Below are 18221 nucleotides of genomic sequence, written 5' to 3'. Positions count from 1 at the left end.
CCGATTTGACCGCCAGGGATGCCCGCCTCCATGCCTTCCGCTCCGATCTCGCCGATGCCAGGCTGAGAGGCGAGGTCGCCGCCGACCGGTTCGTCGCCGGCCGGCCGGCTCGCATCACCGCTTCCGTGGCCGACATCCGCAAGGCGCCACGGCCGAATGCCGGTGTCAACACACAGCTTCTGTTCGGCGATGACATTCTCGTCTTCGAGGACGCAGAAGGCTGGGCCTGGATCCAGGGCGAATGCGACGGCTATGTCGGCTATGTCGCCGACACGGCGTTGGGCGCTCGGGACCATGCGCCGACCCATATCGTTTCGGTGCCGCGCACCTTTCTCTATCCAGGACCCGACTTGCGCTTTCCGGTGAGCGGGCAATTGTCGATGGGATCATTGGTGACGGTGACGGGCTCAGCCGAAACACGCGGCACGCATTATGCGCTGTTGCCGTCCGGTCAAGCGGTCATCTCGGGTCATCTCAGGCCTGTCGCCGAGGCGGCCGCCGACTACGTTGCTGTTGCCGAGAGCTTTCTCGGCACGCCTTATTTGTGGGGCGGCGCCTCGGGCTTCGGCATCGACTGTTCCGGTCTCGTGCAATTGGCGATGCGCATGGCCGGCAGGCAGATGCTGCGCGATTCCGACATGCAGGCGGCAACCATCGGCGAGCCGCTCGTTCCGGGGCCGGACTTTTCCGGGCTTCAGCGCGGCGACCTGGTGTTCTGGAAAGGCCACGTCGCTATCATGACCGACGCCGAGACGATGATCCACGCCAATGGCCACACCATGCTGGTATCGCGTGAAGGACTGAGCGAAGCGATCGCCCGTATCGGCTATCTCTATGGCGATCCGACGGGGTTTCGCCGGCCGTAACGCGAATCGATCACCTTTTGTTCTGATTCTGCTTGGCGATCGCGCGCCGCCGCGCTACCTCTGACGCGTGACAGAGCAGCCGCGCCTTGCCGAACAGAAAGCCGCCGTCGTCCTGCCCGAGCCATTCGTCAAATGGTTTGCGGAAAAAGGCTGGTCGCCGCGCGCCCATCAGATCGAATTGCTGGCCAAGGCTCAGGGCGGGCAGTCGGTATTGCTGATCGCCCCGACCGGCGCCGGCAAGACGCTGGCCGGGTTCTTGCCATCGCTGACCGAACTGGCCGGCCGGCCAAGGAGAAGGCCAGGGCAGGCGCATCGCGGCATCCACACGCTGTACATCTCGCCGTTGAAGGCGCTGGCCGTCGACATCGAGCGCAATCTCGGCAAACCCGTCGAAGAGATCGGGCTGCCGGTTACTGTCGAGACGCGCACCGGCGATACGCCCGCACACAAGCGCCAGCGGCAGAAGCTGGCGCCGCCCGACATTCTGCTGACCACGCCCGAGCAATTGGCGCTGCTGATTGCCGCGCCCGACGCCAGGCGCTTCTTCGAGGACCTGCGCTATGTCGTACTCGACGAACTGCATTCGCTGGTGACCTCGAAGCGTGGGCACCTCCTGTCGCTTGGCCTGGCCCGGCTGCGCTCGTTTGTGCCCGCCCTGCAGATGATCGGCCTGTCGGCGACGGTCGCCGAGCCCGACGAATTGCGGCGCTGGCTGGTCAGCCAGAATCCACCGGGGCCGATGGCCGAACTGATCGTCGTCATTGGCGGCGCCAAGCCCGAGATCTCCATTCTCGATTCGGAGGAGCGCGTGCCGTGGGCGGGACATTCGGCCCGCTACGCAACGCCGGAGATCTACAACGAGATCAAGCGCCACAAGACAACCCTGCTGTTCGTCAACACGCGCAGCCAGGCGGAGCTGCTGTTCCAGGAGTTGTGGCGGGTCAACGAGGACACCTTGCCGATCGCGCTACACCATGGCTCGCTCGACGTCGCCCAGCGCCGGCGCGTCGAGAAAGCGATGGGCGAGAACGCCTTGCGTGCCATCGTCGCCACCTCGACGCTCGACCTCGGCATCGACTGGGGCGACGTCGACCTGGTCGTCCATGTCGGCGCCCCGAAGGGTGCCAGCCGGCTGGCACAGCGTATCGGCCGCGCCAACCACCGTATGGACGAGCCGTCGAAGGCGATCCTGATCCCGGCCAACCGCTTCGAGGTGCTCGAATGCAGGGCGGCGCTCGACGCCAATTATCTTGGCGCCCAGGATACGCCGCCACTGGTCAATGGCGGGCTCGACGTGCTGGCGCAGCACGTGCTGGGCTGCGCCTGCGGTGCGCCGTTCCAGGCCGATGCGCTGTTCGAGGAAGTGCGGACGGCAGCACCCTATGCCGATCTCGACCGGCCGACATTCGATCGCGTCATCGATTTCGTCGCCACTGGCGGCTATGCGCTGAAGAACTACGAACGCTACGCCCGTATTCGTCTCAACAAGGACGGGCTGTGGCGGGTGTCCAATCCTCGCGTCGCCCAGCAATACCGGCTGAATGTCGGCACCATCATTGAAGTGCCGGCGCTTAACGTCCGCTACGTCCAGGCCGGCAGCAGAGGCGCGGCTTCGCGTGGCGGCCGGGTTCTTGGCAAGATCGAGGGGGCGTTCCTCGAAACGCTGACGCATGGCGACACCTTCATGTTCGCCGGCAAGGTGCTGCGCTTCGAAGGCATCCGCGAGAATGAGTGCTTCGTCTCGAACGCGCCGGGCAGCGACGCCAAGGTGCCGTACTATGGCGGCGGCAAATTCCCGCTTTCGACGTACCTCGCCGAACAGGTCCGCGCCATGTTGGACGATCCGCAGCGCTGGAAGAAGCTGCCGGAGCAGGTCGCCGACTGGCTACGTTTCCAGGCCGACAAGTCGGTGCTGCCGAAACGCGACGATCTGCTGATCGAGACCTTTCCGCGCGGCAACCGCTACTACCTGGTGGCCTATCCGTTCGAGGGCAGGCTGGCGCACCAGACCCTAGGCATGCTGCTCACCCGCCGCCTCGACAGGGCGGGAGCCAGGCCGCTCGGCTTCGTCGCCACCGATTATGCGCTTGCCATATGGTCGCTGGCCGATATGGGCCACATGTTCAGGGCGAAGAAACCGTCGCTGGCTCAGCTCTTCGATCAGGACATGCTGGGCGACGACCTCGAAGCCTGGCTCGCCGGCAGTTGGCTGCTGAAGCGCACCTTTCGCAATTGCGCGCTGATCTCGGGATTGATCGAGAAACGCCACCCGGGGCAGGAGAAGAGCGGCCGCCAGGTGACCGTGTCGACCGACCTCATCTACGACGTGCTGCGCAGCCATGAGCCCGACCACATCCTTTTGCAGGCGACGCGGGCCGATGCCGCGACCGGTCTGCTGGATGTCAGCAGACTTGCCGAGATGCTCTCGCGCGTCCAGGGTCGAATCATGCATAAGAATCTCGAGCAGATATCGCCGCTCGCCGTGCCGATCATGCTTGAGATCGGCAAGATGCCGGTGCACGGCGAGGCCGATGAGACGCTGCTGATGGATGCAGCCACGCTGGTCGAGGAGGCCATGGGGACGAAATGACTGTGGCGCTGGCAATGGCTGCGACTCTGGCGGATACGGGCGCCGTCCGTATCGCTGGCGAACGCGCGATCTGCGACCGCCGCGGCGTGCTCTATTTTCCCGAATTCCGGCTTCTGGCCGTATCCGACCTGCATCTGGAAAAAGGCTCCTCACTGGCCAGGCGCGGCACGCTGGTTCCGCCTTACGATACCGGCGCCACGCTGCTCCGGCTGCAGACGGTGATTGCCGATTATCAGCCTGCGATCGTCATCAGCCTGGGCGACAGTTTTCACGATGGCGGCGGCGCCGCGCGCATGCACGCAAGCTTTCGCGAAAGGCTGGAAGGGCTGATGGTTGGGCGCGACTGGTTCTGGGTCGCCGGCAATCATGACCCGGAAGCACCGGCCGACCTGCCGGGCGACACCGTGCGCGAGCTGGCCATCGGCTCTCTGCTCTTCCGGCACGAGCCTTCGGCGGTAAGGGTGGAGGGCGAGATATCAGGCCATCTGCATCCTTGCGCCCGCATCGTCCAGCAAGGCCGTTCGGTGCGGCGGCGCTGCTTTGCCGGCGATGGCGGCCGCATGATCATGCCGGCCTTCGGCGCCTACACCGGTTCGCTCAATCTCCTTGACCGCGCCTATGCCGGGCTGTTCCGCCGCGAAACGCTGATGGCCTATATGCTTGGCACTGAGCGCATCTTCGCGATTTCCCACTCGATGCTCAGGCCGGGCTGAGCTGCCCTATCGTCCGTAATAGAGGGTAACAGTGTGCTTGGCCTCGGCGAAGAACAGCCAGCGCTCCACCAGCATGCCGGCGAGTTGGGCGATTGCGGAGAGTATCGACGAAGCCGCCGCAAAGGGCCACGGCAAGGCAAACGCCGCAATCAGCAGCAAAGCGGGCAAGGCAAAGGCCAGAGCCTGGGTGATCAGCCGCAGCTTTGCGCTGTGCTTGCGTGCGATGCGAAAGCCCATTTCCTTGAGCAGATAGTTTTCCTCGGTATGCGGCCATTCCATCGACCGCACCGTGCCGCCGGAAAGCCCGGTTGCAGTGTTGGCATTGGTCGGGATCTCCAGCCTATCATTGTATCGCCACGTCGCCAGCTTTAAACCCCAGCCGAGCGCGGTCAGCAACAGGGCAGCCGCCAGAAGCATATTCGAGCCTGCCGCAAATCCCTGCAGCAGGGCGTTGAGCAGTACGCTGCCGGTCATCGCCGAAAAGATCAGATAGCCGAGCAGGGTGAAGCGGCTGTGCCATTGGGCGATCGGCTTCAACGACGCGTAGATCATGCCGGTGGTGCAGACGGTTGCGACCGCGCCGATGGCAGCCAGCAGCCCGGCGACAGCCACCCAGCCGCTCGTACGGCCGAGGACCACCCAGCCAATACCGAACAGTCCCGCCGGCACGAAGGTGGCGACCGAGGCAACGCCTTCGCGCGACAGCCATGAGCTACGCCATTGCGAGAAGGCACGCCAGGCGCGTTCGGGCCGGCCGAGATGGCCGGCCGAGGACAGCAGGCCTGCCGAGATCAGGCCGAGCGACAGCCCCATGCCGGTGAGGCCAAGCCAGAAATCGGGCGGGATAAAGCCCTGTCCGGCCAACACGCCAAGCAGCGCGAGCAGGCCGTAACCGGCGCCCGTGGCGGTGGTGAAAAAGACGACGGAGAAGGCTGGATGCATGAAGGCGCGGGTCAGTTCGAAAGCATGCGGTCGACCCAGCCAAGGAAACCGCCTTCGGCTCGCACCGGCTGGAGCGCCTGTGCCGGCACCGATGCGGCGCGGGTGGTGTGGGCGCGTGGCGGCAGATATTTGTTGGTCGGCCTGTAGCCCATCTCCGGCATTAGGTCGACACCGCCGCGCTCGGCCACCAGTTGCGACACCGCCGATGCCGGATCGCCCAGATCGCCGAAATGCCGCGCGCTGGTCGGGCAGGCGGCAACGCAGGCCGGCACGCGATCTTCTTCCGCCAGATTGTCGTTGTAGATGCGGTCGACGCACAGCGTACATTTCTTCATCACGCCGACATCAGTGTCGAATTCGCGCGCGCCGTAGGGGCAGGCCCAGCTGCATAATTTGCAGCCGATGCATTTGTCCTCGTCGACTAGCACGATGCCGTCCGACGCCCGTTTGTAGGAGGCGCCGGTCGGGCAGACGGTGACGCAGGCCGGTGTCTCGCAATGCAGGCAGGAGCGCGGGAAGTTGACCGTGCGCCCACCCATCTCCGTGATGTGCTCATAACTGTGCACGCGGTTGAACCACACGCCGTCGGCATTGCCGCCATAGGGGTCGATGTCGGTTAGCGGCGCCATATGGCCGCCGGTGTTCCATTCTTTGCAGGCGGTAACGCAGGCTTGGCAGCCGACGCAGGTGTCGAGATCGATGACAAGGCCGAGCTTCTTGTCGGTATGGGCGGGAAGGCAAGTCATTTGGCAGCTTCTCTTTCCCGACGGAATTCGGCGCCGAAACTGAGCTTGTCGGGCGAGGGCTCGAAGTGTGGCGGCTGCCGGAACCGCTCGAATTGCGGCTCGGTGAAGCCAGCTTCCTCGGCCGCGCATTTGACGATGCGCACGCGCAGGTCGAACCACGCCGCCTGGCCGGTCACCGGATCGGAATTCGAATAGCGTTTGCCGCTGGTATCGGCGGAGGTCTGGTCGCCGATGATGTGGTTGAGCAGGAAGCCGCGATTGGATTCGGCCGCGTCATCCTTGAGCCCCCAGCTGCCGCGCCGTTTGCCGATCGCATTCCAGGTCCACACCGTATCGGCGTTGACGCCGTCGACCAGCTTGATCTGTCCTTTGACCTTGCCGTTGATGCTCTCGATCCACACCCAGTCGTCATCGACAAGCCCGAGGCCGGCGGCGGTCCGATTATGCACGAACAGCCGGTTCTGGCTGGTGATCTGCCTTAGCCACGCATTCTGCGCGCCCCAGGAATGGTACATGTGCATCGGCCGCTGCGTCAGCGCGTGGAGCGGATAGGCTTGGCTATCGACTGCAGCCTCTTCGAAGGGCGCGTACCAGAACGGCAGCGGATCCATATAGGTCTCGATACGGCTGCGCTCCGCCTCCGGCGGCAGCACCCCGCCATGGCCGCGCGCCGCAAGGCGAAAGCGCTGCATCGGCTCGGAATAGAGTTGGAAGACGATCGGCTCGGCCTTCGGGATGAAGCCCATGCTCTCGGCGAATTCGAGATAGGAGCGGTTGGCCATCTTGTAGTAGCGCTGATCGGCGGCGAAATCCTGGTGCCAGAAGCCGCCATTATCGATGTAGCGCTGCAACTGGTCGGGATTGACGTCGCCCTTGCCGACCGAGGCCCCGTCCTTGCCGCGCCAGCCGGCGAGCGGACCGACACCTGGCGTGCGCTCGTGATTGACGATGTAGTCGGCATAGTCGCGGTATTTGGCGGAACCATCGTCGTCGACGAAGCCGGGCAGGCTGAGCCGCGCGCCGAGTTCGATCAGCACCGTCTGGAACGGCCTGACGTCGCGATCCGGCTCGACGACGGGATGGCGGATGGCGTCGCCCGGCCCGTCGGCGTGGCTGATCGGCCGATCGAGCAAACTGATACAGTCATGACGCTCGAGATAGGTCGTGTCCGGCAGCACCAGATCGGCAAAAGGTACGGTCTCGGAATAATAAGCGTCGGAGTAGATGATGAACGGGATCCTGTACTCACCCGACGCATCAATATCGGTCAGCATGGCCATCGTCTCGACGGTGTTCATCGACGAGTTCCAAGCCATGTTGGACATGTACATGAACAGAGTGTCGATCGTGTAGGGATCGCCGGCCCAGGCATTGCGGATAACCGTGTGCATGAGCCCGTGTGCGGCCAGCGGCGCGTCCCAGGAGTAGGCCTTGTCGATACGGATCGGTTTGCCGCCTTCGTCGATCAGCAGATCCTCCGGTCCGCAGACGAAGCCGAGCGGCATGCCGTCCAGTGGCGTCATCGGCTTCACATTCTTGCCGGCGGGCTTCGGCCCCGGCGGTGCAGACCGCGGATAAGGCGGTTTGAAGCGAAAGCCGCCCGGCACGTCCACGGTGCCGAGAAGCACCTGAAGCAGATGGATGGCGCGGCAAGAGTGAAAACCGTTCGAATGGGCCGAGATGCCGCGCATCGCATGCATCGACACCGGCCGGCCCTTGATGGTCTCGTGCCGGCGGCCAGCCCAGTCCGTCCAGGCCACCGGCAATTCGATTTGCTGTTCGAAGGCGACATGAGCGAGTTCGGCGGCGATCCTGCGGATGGTGTCGGCGGAGATGCCGCACCGGTCAGTGACCGCCTCGGGTGAATAGCTCTCGTCCAGATAGCGGTCGGCGACGAGTTGGAAGACCGGCACGCAACGGCGGCCGTCGACGAGAAAGCTGCCGGTCAGTGCGGGCTTCGCGCCGGCGTCACTGGCATTGACTGGCATCTTCGCCACCCTGTCCCAAGCCAGCGGATTGCCGTCGCCGTCGCGCATGAACAGCCCATCATCGGCAGCACCAGGCTCTTGAATGACGAAAAGATGGGCGTTGGTGTAGCGCAAGAGGTAGTCGAGATCGACACGGCCGGCCTTCAGCAATTCGTGGATGAGTGCAAACACGAACAGGCCGTCGGTGCCGGGCCGGATGCCGATCCAGTCGTCGGCAATCGCGTTGTAGCCGGTGCGGCAGGGATTGATCGAGACCACCTTGGCGCCGCGTGCCTTGAGCTTGCCGAGACCGATCTTGATCGGATTGGAATCATGATCCTCGGCAACCCCGAACAGCATGAAGTATTTGGTGTTGTCCCAGTCGGGCTCGCCGAACTCCCAGAACGAGCCCCCGATCGTGTAGAGGCCGCCGCCCGCCATATTGACCGAGCAGAAGCCGCCATGGGCGGCAAAGTTCGGCGTGCCGAACTGGCTCGCCCACCAGCCGGTCAGCGATTGCGACTGGTCGCGCCCGGTGAAGAAGGCGAGTTTCTTCGGATCGGTTCGGCGGATATTCGAAAGCCGCTTCGTCGCGATCGACAAAGCTTCCTCCCACTCGATCTCGCGGAACTCACCCGAGCCGCGCGGGCCGGTGCGCAGCAGCGGCTTCTTCAGCCGGGCCGGGCTGTAGTGCTGCATGATGCCGGCGCTGCCCTTGCCGCACAACACGCCGCGGTTGACCGGATGGTCCTTGTTGCCGTTGATGTAGCGGACTTTGCCGTCTTTGATGTGGACGTCGATGCCGCAGCGGCAGGCGCACATATAGCAGGTGGTCTTGGCAATGCTGTCGGAGACATCAGGCGAAGTATCGACGCCGTCACCTTCGGCGGGCGCGCGCGTATCGGCAAGCGGCCGTTGGGATGGTGCTGAGTTGGCGCCGCGTAGCGGTTTGTTGGTCATGATCCGGCGATGTTTTTGCGTTCCGCGGCCTTGGCTCTCGTCTTCGGGCCTGGGCCGCGCATGTAATGCTGTTCCGGACGATAGCGTTCACCGACGAACCGCCACCGCAGGCTGCGGGACCAGTGCGTGAACACGGATTTGAACAGCCTCACCAAATTTCTACCCTCGACTGTCCTGGCGCGACTTTTTTCCGATTTCGGGCCAAAATTTAGAACAAAGCAATCGATCTGTCTAACAACTTGTTCTTGTAATTCCAATAGGAGTTGCTTCTCAATGCTGGCATGACTCTGGACCAATTGCGGATCTTCGTCGCCGTCGCCGAACGGGCGCACATGACCAAAGCGGCCGAGTTGTTAGGCATCTCACAGTCGGCCGCGTCCGCCGCCATCCGCTCGCTCGAACAGCAACACGGCGTCCAGTTGTTCAACCGAGTGGGCCGCAATATCGAGCTCGCCGAGACCGGACGCCGATTCTTGCCCGAGGCCAAGGCGGTCCTCGAGCGGGCTGCGGCCGCCAACAATGTGCTGGAGCATGTCTCGCAGACGATATCAGGCAGTCTCTCGATCGCTGCCAGCCAGACCATCGCCAGTTATTGGCTGCCGCGCCGGCTCGCTTCTTTCCACGAAGCCTATCCTGCCGTCAGGCTGAGCGTGAGCATTGGCAACACCAGGCAGGTCGAGACCAATGTACTTGATGGCGCAGCCGATTTTGGCCTAGTCGAGGGGCGCACCGAATCCGACATTTTGCGGCGTGCTAAGGTCGATATCGATCGCATAATGCTGGTCGTGGCGCGCTCGCACCCTGAGATCGCGGAAGTTTCGCCTGGACATCCCGACCTTGGCGGGCTTCGCTGGATCATTCGCGAAGGCGGGTCGGGCACGCGCGAGGCGCTGGAGGACCTTGCCCGACGCGACGGGATTTCGTTCGCGGACCTACAGATATTCCTGGTATTGCCGAGCAATGAGGCTATTCGCCAAGCAGTCGAGGCCGGCGCCGGCGCCACCATCATTTCGGAACTCGTCGTCGCGCGCGCGCTCGCCGAAGGCAGCCTGCGTTCCGTGCCGATCGATCTGCCGAAGCGCGAATTTGCAATGATCACGCATCGTGACCGGCAGCCAAGCCTGGCCCAGATGGCGCTCAAGGCGCATCTCGGCGGCAAAGCTGAGAGAGCCGCGCCGCTTTAAGCCGATCAGGCGAATTTCCGCTGTGCGTCGAGCGCCAGCCCAAGCCCGACTGAGCCGAACACATCGCCTTCGATAACCGACGCCTGCGGCACCAGAGCCAGGATCTGCTGCCTGGCCAGCGGGATCGCGGTCGATCCGCCGGTCAGGAACACCGCCGTGATGTCGGAGGGCTTCACCTGCGCGTCGCGGACGGTCTGCTCGACGGTACCTGCAACGCGCTCAATATCCCGAGCGATAGTGGCTTCGAGACCTTCGCGCGTGATCTCTGCCGTGAACCTCACCTCCGGTAGCGCGACCTCAATATCGGCCGACGATCGGTCCGTCAGCTCGATCTTGGCCCTTTCGACCAGCGCCGCCAGCGCGTGGCCGTAACGATGCTCGACGATATGGATGAAGCGCTCGACCAGGTCTGCGCGCTCCGCCTCGTAGCGGATCTGGCGCAGATGCGTCATCGCCCTTGCGGTGTAGACCAGGTTGATGCGCTGCCATGTCGCCAGGTCGATGAAGTAGCTCGCCGGCAGATTGCGCTTGCCGTCCTTGGTTGACGTCAGATAGCCGAGCTGAGGCATCACATGGGCGATGCTCAGCAGCCGATCGAAGTCGGTGCCGCCGATGTGGATGCCGCGGCTGGCCAGGATATCGTCTTTGCGGTCGAGCGAGCGGGCGCGCTCGGGCGAGACCCGCACAATCGAGAAATCGGACGTGCCGCCGCCCATGTCGATGATCAGCGCCAGTTCCTCGCGCGTCACCTTCTGTTCGTAGTCGAGTGCCGCCGCGATCGGCTCGAATTGGAAGGCGATGTGCTTGAAGCCCTGAGCGCGAGCGGCATTTTCGAGTTCGTGCTCGGCCTCGGCGTCGGCCCCGGCGTCGTCGTCTACGAACTGTACCGGCCGTCCGATTACGACGCTTTCGACTGTGTCGAAGGCGTTTTCTTCGAGCTTCTTTTTCAGGTGGCCGACAAATAGGCTGACAATTTCCATGAAGCCGATCGAGCGCGCCTTGATGCGCGTCTTTTCGTGAGCGAGCGAGCTGCCGAGAACGCTCTTCAGCGAGCGCATCAGGCGGCCTTCGATACTGTCCGTATAGTTGGCGATGGCGCGTCGCCCGAAATAGGTGCGGTTGTCCTCGAAATTGAAGAACACCGCACTGGGCAGAGTGACTTGGCCGTCTTCCAAGGCCACCAGCCGCGGCTGCCCGTTCCTGACCACGCTCACGGTGGAATTCGAAGTGCCGAAGTCGATACCGGCAAATGCTGGTCGCATCGTGCGTTCCTATATTCTGATTTGGGGAGCAGCAGCTCGTGCCCGGTCGGACCGGGGATCGCGGTCTAGCCCATACCCTCGGAAAGGGAAACCACTTTTACGAGAGTTCAGTCTTTCCTGAAGACCAGTCTTCCGAGCCAGCCTGTCAGCATGGCCAGCGATACGGCAAAGACACCGTAGAGGAAGGAGTAGTCGTGGGCGACGCGGAAGATCGACTGTTCGAAACCGGACTTGCGGATTTCGAGCTGGGCGGAGCTTTCCTTGATGAACAGGCCGCTCTTGAACAGGAAGGCGCGCGCCTTGTGGGTGCCGACCGGAACGTTGGGAGCGAGCCTGACGGTGGCGCGGAACAGGTTCTGCGACAGGAACTGCACACCGCCGACATTCTCGCTGTAGAGGCCTGTTGCCGCCTTGCGCTCGCGCAGCGCGGCGGTGAACTCCTCGATTGTCGCCGGGCTGTCCTCGGCGTCGGCCGGCTGCAAATAGAGGTTGGAGGCGCCAAGCGACAGCTGCTTGTAGCTGTTCGGATCGGTGACGTCCTGCAGCGGCCGCGTCGTCGCCACAGAATAGGAGACAGGTACGTTTTCGAAGGTCTCCGACTCCAGATTGACCCAGACGCCGAGCACCCGGTCCTTGCGGCGCACGACGACCGGTCGGGCCGGGCCTTCCAGCACAACGATCACGTCGTAGCGCCCTTGCCGTGCGACAAGCGGATCGGCATTTTCCAGCGATCCGAAGATGGTCAGGTCGGCGCCGGAAAAGCCGGCGGTAATCGAGACATTGTCGGTGGAAAGGCCGATCTGGATGTTTTCGGTTAGTGGCGTCTGTGCCTTCGCCGCTGACGCCGCGGCCAGCAGCGACAGCAAGGCGGCGGCCGCGAGCGTCCTCAAGCCAGCCATCAGCTCAGGCCCACGCCGGACAGCGAATAGAGATTGGGAGGCGTGACGAAAAGATCGATGGCGAGCCGGATGGCGACCGCCAGCACAAGCAGCGCCAGCAGCGCCCTGAGTTGTTCGCCCCGCAGCCTCTGACCGGCCTTGGCGCCATATTGTGCGCCGGCGACGCCGCCTGCCATCAACAGGAAGGCGAGCATGACGTCGACCGTCTGGTTGGTGGTGGCGTGGACCAGCGTGGTGTAAGCCGAGGTGAAGATGATCTGGAACAGCGAGGTGCCGATGACGACGTTGGTCGGCACTTTCAAAAGGTAGATCAGGGCCGGCACCATGATGAAGCCGCCGCCGACGCCCATGATCGACGATAGGAAGCCAATCGCCGCGCCCAGCCCAAGCACCGGAATGACGCTGACGAAGAGCTTCGAGGCCCTGAACCGCATCTTCAGCGGCAGGCGGTGGATCCAGTTGTGCTGGCCGGATTTCTTCAACACCGGTGCGGCGCCGCTGCGGGTGACGCGCAGCGCATTGATACTCTCGACCAGCATCAGCCCGCCGACAGTGCCGAGCAGCACGACGTAGAGCAGCGAGATGAACAGATCGAGCTGGCCGAGTCGGCGCAGGAACGCAAAGACATAGATGCCGCCGGTCGAGCCGACGATGCCGCCGGCCAAAAGCACGCCGCCGAGCTTGAAGTCGAGCGTGCCGCGCTTCATGTGCGACAGGGCGCCGGAGAAGGAGGAAGCGATGACCTGGTTGGCGCCGGTGGCGACCGCAATCGCGGGCGGTATGTTGTAGAAGATCAGCAGCGGCGTGATGAGAAAGCCGCCGCCCACGCCGAACATGCCCGACAGGAAACCCACCGCTGCGCCCATGGCCAGCAGCACGAAGACGTTAACGGAAATTTCCGCGATCGGGAGATAGATGCCCACCCGTCAGTCTCGATCAGTTTGCCTCCTGGCGAATGCAACCGTTGCGGGCATTTTGCGTCAGAAGGCTATCTCGTTCTTGCGCCGGCCGGGCGGTGAAGTCAAACTTCGTCGCACCGCCGAAACAAAAAACAACTCAATCAGTTAACAGGGAAATCTGTGGCAAGGGCGTCGCGGAAACGACGCATCCGCCGTTATTTGCGCGCGAGCAACGCCTTGACCAGCTTTTCGTCGATCGCGCCGGTTGCCTTCATGTCGTTGTCGGTCTGGAAGGCCATGATCGCGTTCTTGGTTTTCCGGCCCATCATGCCGTCGGGATTGCCGGCCTCGTAGCCGTTCTTGTTGAGGATGCGCTGGATGTTCTGGACCGCTTTCTTCATGTCGATGCCGGCCGTCGTCTGCGGTGTGCCGTCCTGCCACGATTCAGGAATGTCGGCCGAATTGGCGGCTGGATCGAGCGGCTTGGCCTTCCACAGCTCGGCCGCGGCACGCGTACGCTCCAGCTGCTCGGGTCTCAGGGCTTTGGCGATCTCGTCGCGCTTGGCCGCCGCATCCTTGTCGCCGGTCTTGGCGACGAGCGCGAACCATTTGTAGCTCTCCTCGAGGTTCTGCTTCATGCCGACGCCCTTCGCCGCAAGGATGCCGAGATTGAACTGGCTGTCCTTGACGCCGAGGTCCGCCGCCGCCTGGAACCAGCGCGCTGCCGATTCATTGTCGGTCACGCCATCCGCCGCCATCGCAAACAGCACGGCCAGATTGTGCATGGCGCTGGCGTTGCCCTGCTCTGCGGCAAGCTGGTACCAGGTCTTCGCTTTTTTGATGTCGCGTGCGACGCCGATGCCCTTCTCGTAGAAATTGCCGATGCGGTATTCTGCCGGTGCGAAACCGAGATCGGCAGCTTTCTCGTACCATTTGGCCGCCGCTGCCATGTCTTCCTTGACGCCGCGCGACTCGGCGTAGCGCGAGCCGATCTCGAACAGTGCCTTGGCGTCGCCGCCGGCCGCTGCATCGCGCAGGGCGGCCGGACCGACACCGGCCGGAACCTCGATCTTGGCAACGCTTGCCGCGGCAGCATCTGCCGGCGGCACCGTGCCCGTCGTGTCCTGCGTCGCAGCTGTGGTGGTAGCAGGCGCGGCAGCCATTGGCTCGGCGTCGCTGGCCGTCGCCGCTGCCGGTGCGGGCACTGCGGCCGTGGCGTCTGGCGCCGCCATGTCAGGGGCTGCCGCGGGGGCTGTCGATGCCTCGGTTGCCGGTGTGGCGGGGCCGGTTTGCGCCGCCGTGTCGTCCTTGGTCGTCGCTGCGGACGGCTCTGCCTGCCTGACGATGGAGGACGGCGCGCTATCCTGCGCTGCCGTCTGCGCGTCCGCCTTCGGTTCGCTGGCAACGCTGGCCAATGCAGTCTCCACCGGCTGTGCGGCCACAGCCGGCGCCGCGTCATTGTTGGCGACTTCGACCGGATCGGGGAAGAAGGCTTTGCCCAGTTGCAGGCCGGCAAGCGCCAGCATGATGGCAATTGCCCCCATCAGGATCGGCTTGCGCCGCGCCTTGAGCAGGTCGCCTATCCTGAGCGCCTTGACCGGGCCTTTCATCGTCGACTGGCGCTTAAGGGCGTCCGCCTCGGCGGCCGCCGCTTGCGCAGCCCGTCTGGCTGCCGCGATGAAGTCCGATTTCGCCGCTTCGGCGCCGCCTTCGCGGGCCGGCTGCCCGCGCTCGTCGCGCACACGTTTCATGATGGCGCTGAGGTCGGGGGCGCCGGAGCCGGGTTCCAATGGCCGATTGGCGACCTTGGGGTCGAGCGGCTCGTCGAGATCGACGCTCGGTATTTCGACGCTCGACGCCGAGCCGGCAAGCGGCGGCATCTCGGCCTCCTTCTTGCCCTTCAAGGCGCGCGCCAGCCCGCCTAACATCGATTTCCTGCCGCCGCCCTGCTCGGTTTTTTCATGCGTCGTGTCTGAACCGAGGGCCGCCAGGGCGGCTGCCGCGGCCGCCTCGGCCGGCGTACGCGGACCTGGCTCGTCGCGCACGAGCGCCGCGGTGCGACCGTCCAGATCGGCCATGTTGCCCGTTAACGGCAGCGGCTGGTCGATGTCCATCGACGGTGCGTCCTGCACCGAGATCTTGGATGCCCGGCCGAAGCGTTTGCTCAACTCTGCGCTTGCCGGTTCGCCGGTCTCCAGTGAACCTAGCCTGTCAACAATCTTGAGCAGCGTGTCGTGGATAGCCTCGAACGTCCTTGAATTGCGCTCGTCCGAACGGCGCGTCAGCGCCTCGAGCGTCTTCAGGTCCTGGGCGAGGCCGGTAACGGCCGCCGTGTTGGCGCTTGATCCGGCCAGCGAGCGGACGGCGCTCTCGGCCGCCTCGCGCGCCGCGCCGAGGATGGAATCGCGGGTTCCGGCCAGCGACTTCTCGATCTCGTTGAGGCGCGGGCTGATGTCGTCGAATTCCGGCAGCGGCGTGCCGGGCTTGGAAAGATGCGCCGTCAGGCCCGCGACCTGCGCTTCGAGGCTGCGGATCAACGCCGGGTCGATGCTGGCGACCTGTGCCGCGGACGAATCCAGCCGGCTTGAAATGTCTTCGAGCCGGCTCTCCAGGCCGCGGATCGCCGCCTCGCTGGCGGGATCTGGAACGCGCGTCTCCATCCGCTTGGCCAGCGCGGTGAAGCGGGCGTCGATGGCATCCATGATGCCGGCGCTGTCGACCTGCGGCATGCGCTGATCCAGCCTGTCGGCGACTTCGTCCAACCGGCGCTCAAGGTCGCGAAACAGCATGTTGCCTTGTTCGATGGCGTCGCCCTGGCGACGTTCCATCATGCTGGACAGCACATCGAAGCGCTGCTCGAGCCCCTGGAAGATGTAGTCGGCGTCGGGCATGGAAGGTGCATGGTCGATCTTGTCGGCGATAAGCGCGACTTGCCTGGCAAGGCGCTCCATAGCTTGTTCCGGCAGATTGGCTCGGCCGGCCAGCTCATCCACGCGGCTCGACAATGTGTTGAGACGGTCGATGACCTCCCGGCCCGGACGATCCTGCGACACTTCTTCGATTTGCTGGGCCAGTGAATCGATCCGCTTCTCGATGCGTTCGAAGGGCTCGGGGTCGAACGAATTGGCTTGCGCGGCAACCGTCGAGGCGACGATCGCGCGGGAAATCTCGTCGAGCCGCTCGTCGATCTGACTGAATGTGTCGCTGCCGCGATTGTCCTGCTGGCGGGCGAAATGGTCGACCGCTCCGGCAAGCATGCGGACCTTTTCCTCCAGCGAGCGCAGCGACAGCGATTCCGGCAGATTGCTGACGGCATTGCTGATCTGTTCGAGCCGCTCGGTCAGCGCCGCCAGGCCGGGCGCGTCGGAGCGCTTGCGCTGATCGGCGTCGACGCGGTCCTCGAAGGCGCTCCAGCGGCGGTCGAAATCGTCCCAGCGGCGGCCCACTGCCTGCACGCTCTCCTCGCGCGCCAGCGTATCGAGAGCTGCCTTGACCTGCTCAAGCTCGAGCCGCAACATATTGACGCTTCTGTCGTCGCTTTTTTCGGCCAGCGTCTGGATGGCGCCGGAAAGCCGCTCGAATTCGACGCCGAGTTCGGCGCTGCCCTTGCCGCCGCCATTTGACTGGTAGGCTCGCTCGATATTCTTGCGCAGTGCGTCGAACTCGCGTTGCAGGCCGGAGGTCATCTGCTGGCGAAGCTCTTCGCGCAGGCCGCGCAATTCGCCAGCGATCTTGCCGGCTAGGGCGACGCCGTCCTCCTGGCCGCGCACCCGGTCGATATCGCGGGCGATCGCCTGGTAGTTCTGGTCGACGGCCGCCGCTGGACCTTTCGGCCGCTGCGCGTCGCGTGGGTCCTCGTACCGGCGCTGCTGGCCATAGGGTTGGGCACTAGGATAGCGCGGTTCTGCCGCTGGTCGGCGTGGACCGGGATGGCTTGCAGTCTCCTCGCGCGTCCGCTCCAGTCGCTGCTCCAGCGTTTCCAGGGAACGGTTGAGCTCTTCAAGCGTCGTGTGCGGCCTGCGCTGCCTGCCGGCGTTGAGTGTATCGAGGTAGGACCGCTTGCTGTTCATCAATGCGCCCGTTTCAGAATTGCTGGCTTTCACCAGGTTCCCAAAGTCCTGCCGGGACGAAGGCGACTGCTTGGCTTGTTGCAGTGGAAGACGAGCTTCCCGGGTCTCACCGCGCTCCGAAAAACCGTGAAAAATTCAATACAGGATAAACACGGGTAACCGACATGCGCACATTTCGCACCAACGTGGTAAACAACGCGTTAACCAAGCTTAAGAAGTTGCAACTTTGTCGACTGGCTGCGGACGGCGCCGGGTGTCTTTTTGGACGCACAAAAGACGCTGTAGAATTTTGATCAGCCGCATGATCGCTCCCGAAATCGGCCACGACTTTTTAGGTTATCCACCGGCGCTGCGGCATAAAGTTCCAAGCCCAGAACGCTCTTGCGTCGTAAGGCGGCTATCGATATAGCATTGACGTAAACGTAAACGAGCGGATTACGCCGTTTGTGATTTGTTTGTTGAAACCACGAGTGGAAGCACGCCCCCGCTTTCACTCAGGCGACGCAAGGTCCGCGACCGCGACGCCACCAGACGGGGAAAGCCAGTGACCATGAAACTTATTTCGCCCGGCCAAGCCGCGGCCAATACCAACGATATGTCGAGCGAAGCCGGTGAAGAGCTTGTCCGCATCGGCGAAATGGCCAAGAAATACGGAGTGACGCTGCGCACGCTGCGTTTCTATGAGGACAAGGGTCTACTCAACCCGCAGCGTGACGGCTCAACCCGTCTCTATACACGCCGCGACAGGGCCCGGCTGAAACTGATCTTGCTCGGCCGCAAGGTCGGGTTCTCGCTGCGTGACGTCAAGCAGATGATGGACCTCTACGATCCGAACGGCTCCAACACCAAGCAGTTGCGGTTGGCGCTCGACAAGTCGGAGAAGCAGCTTGCCCGCCTGCAGAAGCAGCGGGCGTTGATCGATGACGCCATCAGCGAACTGAGTGCCTCGATGTCGACCGTCCGGCAAATGCTGATCGAGCGCTCGGCGCCGCAGGCCAGCGTGGCGAGCTAAACTAAACCTGCCGATTTCTGACGAATGAGAACCGGGGGGGGGGGGGGGGCGGGGGGGGGGGGGGGTTGGGGCGGGGGGCGGTGGGGGGGTGGGGGGGGGGGGGGTAATATT

At 63.9% G+C, this 18221-nt stretch carries 12 protein-coding genes; 5 read left to right on the top strand and 7 right to left on the bottom strand.

Features of this window, described 5'->3' with window-relative positions:
• The first annotated feature begins 5 nt into the window (after nucleotides 1-5).
• The 3 genes from NKH37_RS13720 to pdeM all read left to right on the top strand — a co-directional run bounded on the left by NKH37_RS13720 (nucleotide 6) and on the right by pdeM (nucleotide 4169).
• Nucleotides 6-866, top strand: coding sequence for a C40 family peptidase (locus NKH37_RS13720; RefSeq protein ID WP_353005273.1), 861 nt, complete (start codon nucleotides 6-8; stop codon nucleotides 864-866).
• A 67-nt stretch (nucleotides 867-933) separates the two neighbouring features.
• The gene (locus NKH37_RS13715) at nucleotides 934-3456 is read left to right on the top strand and encodes a ligase-associated DNA damage response DEXH box helicase (RefSeq protein WP_353041088.1); all 2523 of its coding nucleotides are present in this window, start codon (nucleotides 934-936) and stop codon (nucleotides 3454-3456) included.
• A 14-nt stretch (nucleotides 3457-3470) separates the two neighbouring features.
• The gene (pdeM, locus tag NKH37_RS13710; RefSeq protein WP_502895892.1) at nucleotides 3471-4169 is read left to right on the top strand and encodes a ligase-associated DNA damage response endonuclease PdeM; all 699 of its coding nucleotides are present in this window, start codon (nucleotides 3471-3473) and stop codon (nucleotides 4167-4169) included.
• A 6-nt stretch (nucleotides 4170-4175) separates the two neighbouring features.
• Here pdeM and NKH37_RS13705 read toward each other — a convergent pair whose 3' ends face one another.
• From NKH37_RS13705 to NKH37_RS13695, 3 genes are read right to left on the bottom strand one after another with little or no spacing between them, the layout of a single operon-like run.
• The gene (locus tag NKH37_RS13705) at nucleotides 4176-5111 is read right to left on the bottom strand and encodes a dimethyl sulfoxide reductase anchor subunit family protein (protein WP_353005271.1); all 936 of its coding nucleotides are present in this window, start codon (nucleotides 5109-5111) and stop codon (nucleotides 4176-4178) included.
• An 11-nt stretch (nucleotides 5112-5122) separates the two neighbouring features.
• Nucleotides 5123-5857, bottom strand: coding sequence for a 4Fe-4S dicluster domain-containing protein (locus tag NKH37_RS13700; RefSeq protein ID WP_353005270.1), 735 nt, complete (start codon nucleotides 5855-5857; stop codon nucleotides 5123-5125).
• Complete coding sequence (locus NKH37_RS13695; protein ID WP_353005269.1) at nucleotides 5854-8784, bottom strand: molybdopterin oxidoreductase family protein; 2931 nt, start codon at nucleotides 8782-8784, stop codon at nucleotides 5854-5856. The genes NKH37_RS13700 and NKH37_RS13695 overlap by 4 nt, the downstream gene beginning before the upstream one ends.
• Nucleotides 8785-9065: 281 nt before the next feature.
• Here NKH37_RS13695 and NKH37_RS13690 point away from each other — a divergent pair, with 281 nt between their 5' ends.
• Complete coding sequence (locus NKH37_RS13690) at nucleotides 9066-9968, top strand: LysR substrate-binding domain-containing protein (RefSeq protein WP_353005268.1); 903 nt, start codon at nucleotides 9066-9068, stop codon at nucleotides 9966-9968.
• A 5-nt stretch (nucleotides 9969-9973) separates the two neighbouring features.
• Here NKH37_RS13690 and NKH37_RS13685 read toward each other — a convergent pair whose 3' ends face one another.
• From NKH37_RS13685 to NKH37_RS13670, 4 genes are all read right to left on the bottom strand, one after another.
• On the bottom strand, nucleotides 9974-11230 hold the full coding sequence (locus NKH37_RS13685) for an Hsp70 family protein (protein ID WP_353005267.1): 1257 nt from the start codon (nucleotides 11228-11230) through the stop codon (nucleotides 9974-9976).
• A 107-nt stretch (nucleotides 11231-11337) separates the two neighbouring features.
• Nucleotides 11338-12129 carry a TIGR02186 family protein gene (locus NKH37_RS13680; protein WP_023719516.1) on the bottom strand — a complete coding sequence of 264 codons (792 nt, stop codon included), beginning with the start codon at nucleotides 12127-12129 and terminating at the stop codon, nucleotides 11338-11340.
• Nucleotides 12129-13052: a sulfite exporter TauE/SafE family protein gene (locus NKH37_RS13675; RefSeq protein ID WP_023719515.1), complete on the bottom strand. Its 924-nt coding sequence runs from the start codon at nucleotides 13050-13052 to the stop codon at nucleotides 12129-12131. Before NKH37_RS13675 ends, NKH37_RS13680 begins: the two co-directional genes overlap by 1 nt.
• A gap of 191 nt (nucleotides 13053-13243) precedes the next feature.
• The gene (locus NKH37_RS13670) at nucleotides 13244-17098 is read right to left on the bottom strand and encodes a peptidoglycan-binding protein (RefSeq protein WP_353005266.1); all 3855 of its coding nucleotides are present in this window, start codon (nucleotides 17096-17098) and stop codon (nucleotides 13244-13246) included.
• A gap of 550 nt (nucleotides 17099-17648) precedes the next feature.
• On the opposite strand from NKH37_RS13670, the gene NKH37_RS13665 reads away from it, so the two are divergent.
• Nucleotides 17649-18110, top strand: coding sequence for a MerR family transcriptional regulator (locus NKH37_RS13665; protein WP_023719513.1), 462 nt, complete (start codon nucleotides 17649-17651; stop codon nucleotides 18108-18110).
• Nucleotides 18111-18221 lie beyond the last annotated feature (111 nt).

The organism is Mesorhizobium sp. M1217, from assembly GCF_040318275.1.
Taxonomy (GTDB): domain Bacteria; phylum Pseudomonadota; class Alphaproteobacteria; order Rhizobiales; family Rhizobiaceae; genus Mesorhizobium.
Note: the sequence above shows the minus strand (reverse complement) of the source record. Positions and strands in the feature narration are given on the sequence as shown.